The sequence below is a fragment of the Methylobacterium sp. WL18 genome (genome assembly GCF_008040015.1).
Taxonomy (GTDB): Bacteria; Pseudomonadota; Alphaproteobacteria; order Rhizobiales; family Beijerinckiaceae; genus Methylobacterium; species Methylobacterium mesophilicum.
Genome location: NZ_VRVD01000422.1, coordinates 1 through 4,111, shown reverse-complemented (window position 1 = coordinate 4,111; position 4,111 = coordinate 1). Strand labels below are relative to the sequence as shown.

General features: G+C 71.2%; 3 protein-coding genes. All 3 read left to right on the top strand.

Annotation, left to right across the window (positions count from 1 at the left end; translation table 11 throughout):
- Positions 1-15: 15 nt before the first annotated feature.
- The gene (locus FV228_RS22100; protein ID WP_147856569.1) at positions 16-903 is read left to right on the top strand and encodes an ABC transporter permease; all 888 of its coding nucleotides are present in this window, start codon (positions 16-18) and stop codon (positions 901-903) included.
- A gap of 95 nt (positions 904-998) precedes the next feature.
- Positions 999-2,420 carry a M20 family metallopeptidase gene (locus tag FV228_RS22095; protein ID WP_147856568.1) on the top strand — a complete coding sequence of 474 codons (1,422 nt, stop codon included), beginning with the start codon at positions 999-1,001 and terminating at the stop codon, positions 2,418-2,420.
- A gap of 3 nt (positions 2,421-2,423) precedes the next feature.
- Positions 2,424-4,111 (top strand): ABC transporter ATP-binding protein (locus FV228_RS22090; RefSeq protein ID WP_246693990.1); only part of this gene is annotated, 1,688 nt, incomplete at its 3' end.

Sequence of the window (4,111 nt, the reverse complement as noted above, 5' to 3'; positions counted from 1 at the left end):
GCCCTCCCCCCGGACATAGAGGTCCCGGCCGCCCTGGCGCCGGTACGCTCGCCGACCGGCATCGTGCTCCGGCGCGGCCTGCATCACGCCGGCTTCCTGATCGGGGCCGGCATCCTCGGGCTGATCGTGCTGGCCGCGCTGGCCGCCCCGCTGATCGCCCCGCACGACCCCTATGCGCAGGACGTCTCGCGCCGCCTGATCCCGCCGATCTGGCAGGCCAAGGGCAACTGGGACCACGTGCTCGGCACCGACAAGCTCGGGCGCGACTATCTCAGCCGCCTGCTCTACGGCGGCCAGATCTCCCTGCTGATCGGGATCTCGGCGGCGCTGATCTCCGGGCTGATCGGCACGGTGCTCGGCCTCTGCGCCGGCTATTTCGGCGGCTGGGTCGATTCGGTGGTGAGCTACATCGTGACCACCCGGCTGGCGATGCCCGTGGTGCTGGTGGCCCTGGCCATGGCGTCGCTGGTCGGCGGCTCGCTCAAGGTCGTGGTGCTGGTGCTGGGCTTCCTGCTCTGGGACCGCTTCGCCGTGGTGACCCGGGCCGCCACGCAGCAGATCCGGAACCAGGATTTCGTCTCGGCCGCCCGCGCCTCGGGCCTCACCGACCTGCGCATCATCGGCCAAGAAATCCTGCCCAACATCCTCAACGCGCTGATCGTCGTGGCGACCCTGGAGATGGCGCACGCGATCCTGCTCGAAGCCGCCCTGTCGTTCCTGGGCCTCGGGGTGCAGCCGCCGCTGCCGTCCTGGGGCCTGATGATCGCCGAGGGCAAGCAGTACATGTTCTTCCAGCCCTGGGTGATCACCATTCCGGGTGTGGCGCTCCTCTTCCTCGTGCTGGCGATCAACCTCCTGGGCGACGGCCTGCGCGACATCACGGCCCCCGAGGGCCGGCATTGATCAGACGTCCGGGGGCGCCCCGGACCGGCCGACCAGCCCCGGCGGCGCGGGATCCGTTCCGAAGCCGAACCGCAATGTTTCACGGGAAACACACCATGACGCGAGACGCCGCCATCGGGCGCGCAACCGACACCTTCGACGCCGGCGCGTTCCTCGCGCTCATGCGGGAGGCGGTCGCCTACCCGACCGAGAGCCAGGCGCCCGGCCAGGAGGCGGCCCTGCACGCCTATCTCGACACCTTCATCACCCCTCTCGTCACCCGCCTCGGCTTCGAGACACCCAAAAAACACGACAATCCTGACGGGGTGCACGGCCCGTTCCTGATCGCCGAGCGGCACGAGGGACCGGACCTCCCCACCGTGCTGATCTACGGCCACGGCGACACGGTGCGGGGCTATCCGGAGCAATGGCGCGCGGGGCTGGCCCCCTGGGAGATCGTGGTCGAGGGCGACCGCTGGTACGGGCGCGGCACCGCCGACAACAAGGGCCAGCACATCATCAACCTCGCGGCCTTGGAGCAGGTGATCGCGGCGCGCGACGGCCGCCTCGGCTTCAACGTGAAGCTGCTGATCGAGATGGGCGAGGAATCCGGCTCACCGGGCCTGCGCCCGTTCTGCCGTGCGCAAGCGGAGGCCCTGCGCGCCGACGTGCTGATCGCCTCGGACGGGCCGCGGCTCAGCGCCGAGCGCCCGACGCTCTTCCTGGGCTCCCGCGGCGCGTACAATTTCGAGCTGAGCCTGAACCTGCGCGAGGGCCCGCACCATTCCGGCAATTGGGGCGGCCTGCTGCGCAACCCCGGTACGGTTCTGGCCTCGGCGATCGCCTCGATGGTCGATGCCCGCGGCAGCATCCTGGTCGCGGCCCTGCGGCCGCCGCCCATCCCCGAGGGCGTGCGCGCGGCGCTCCGCGACATCCGGGTCGGCGAGGATCCGACCGCCCCGACGATCGATTCCGATTGGGGCGAGCCCGGGCTCTCCCCGGCCGAGCGGGTCTTCGCCTGGAACACCCTGGAAGTCCTGGCCTTCAAGACCGGCGATCCGGACGGGCCGCTCAACGCGGTGCCGCCCCACGCCAAGGCGACCCTGCAGCTGCGCTTCGTGGTCGGCACCGACTGGCAGAACCTGATCCAGAACGTGCGCGCCCATCTCGACGCCAACGGTTTCCCCATGATCGAGGTCCGGCCGGCCCGGGCTTCGGAGGTTTTCCAAGCGACGCGGCTGCCGGTGGAAGACCCTTGGGTGGACTGGGCGCTTCTCTCGATCGAGGCGAGCGCCGGAAAAAAACCGGCCCTGCTGCCCAATCTCGGCGGTTCGCTGCCGAACGACGCCTTCTCGGAGATCCTCGGCCTGCCGACCCTCTGGGTGCCGCATTCCTACCCGGCCTGCCGCCAGCACGGGCCGGACGAGCACATGCTCGCCTCCAGCACCCGCGAGGGCCTGGCGATCATGGCCGGGCTGTTCTGGGATCTCGGCGAGGCCGGGCCGGACATCCTGCGCCGCCGCGCCGCGAGGAGCTGAACCATGAGCGAGCCGGTCGTCCGCATCCGTGACCTGACGATCGCGCTCCCCAAGGGCGCCGACCGTCCCTACGCCGTCGAGGGCCTGAACCTCGACCTGGAGCCCGGCAGGATCCTCTGCGTGGTGGGAGAATCCGGCTCCGGCAAGTCGATGAGCGCCTACGCGCTCACCGGCCTGTTGCCCCGGTCGCTCAAGCCCGAGGGCGGTTCGATCCTGTTCGAGGGACGGGACCTGCTGAGCCTGGACGAGCCGGCCTGGCGCGCCCTGCGCGGGCGGCGGATCGCCATGGTGTTCCAGGAGCCGATGACCGCGCTCAACCCGGTGATGCGCATCGGCGACCAGATCGCCGAGATGTTCGAGGCGCATAACCTGCTCACCCGGGCCGAGCGGCGGGCCCGGGCGGTGGCTCTGGCGACCGAGGTCGGGCTGCCCAACCCCGAGGAGGCGGTGCGGGCCTATCCGCACCAGCTCTCCGGCGGCCAGCGGCAGCGGGCGATGATAGCCATGGCGTTGGCCCTGGAGCCGTCGGTCCTGGTCGCCGACGAGCCGACCACGGCGCTGGACGTGACCACCCAGGCCCAGATCCTGAAGCTGATCCGCGAGTTGCAGCGCAAGCGCGGGATGAGCGTCCTGTTCATCACCCATGATTTCGGCGTGGTCGCGGAGATCGCCGACCACGTGGCGGTGCTCCAGCGCGGCCGGCTGGTCGAATCGGGCAGCGCCGAGGCGGTGCTGCGCGATCCCCAGGCCCCCTACACGAAGGCGCTGCTCGCCGCGGTGCCGAGCCTGACCCCGCCGGTGCGGGCCAGCGTGCAGGCGTCTCCGGTGGCCCTGTCGGTGGTCGGGCTATCCAAGACCTACACCACCAAGGCGGGCCTGTTCGGCAAGCCCCGGGTGGTCGCGGCGGTCAAGGAGGTCGCCTTCGACGTGCGGCGCGGCGAGACCCTGGGGCTGGTCGGCGAATCCGGCTCCGGCAAGTCGACTACGGCACGGCTCGCGATCCGGCTGATCGAGCCCGACGGCGGCACCGTCCGGCTCGGCAGCCTCGACTACACCGCCCTCCGGAGCGCGGACCTGCGGGCGCAGCGCAGCCGCATCCAGATGATCTTCCAGGACCCGTTCGCCTCGCTGAATCCGCGCCGCACCGTGGAGCAGATCATCATGGCGGGCCCGATCGCCCACGGCGTGCCGGCCGCGGAGGCGCGGGAGCGCACCCGGAACCTCCTCGACCTCGTCGGCCTCGACCCGAAGGCGGCCGCCCGCTACCCGAACGCCTTCTCGGGCGGCCAGCGCCAGCGCATCGGCATCGCCCGGGCGCTCGCCATGGAACCGGACGTGCTGGTGGCCGACGAGGCGGTCTCCGCGCTCGACGTCTCGGTCCAGCGTCAGGTGCTGGATCTCCTCGAGGACCTGAAGCAGCGGCTGTCGCTGGCGATGCTGTTCATCACCCACGACCTGCGGGTGGCGGCCACGATCTGCGACCGGATCGCCGTGATGCATCGCGGTGCCATCGTGGAGATGCGCACCACCGCCGACCTGTTCGCGGCCCCCGAGCACGCCTACACCCGCAGCCTCCTCGCCGCGGTGCCGGGCGCCGGGGCCGGGTTGCCTGCCATGCTCGACCTCGACCTGTCGGTGGGCAGCGCGGTGCTGGGCGGCGAGGAATGGTCGAACCTCGCGCTCGCCGGCAC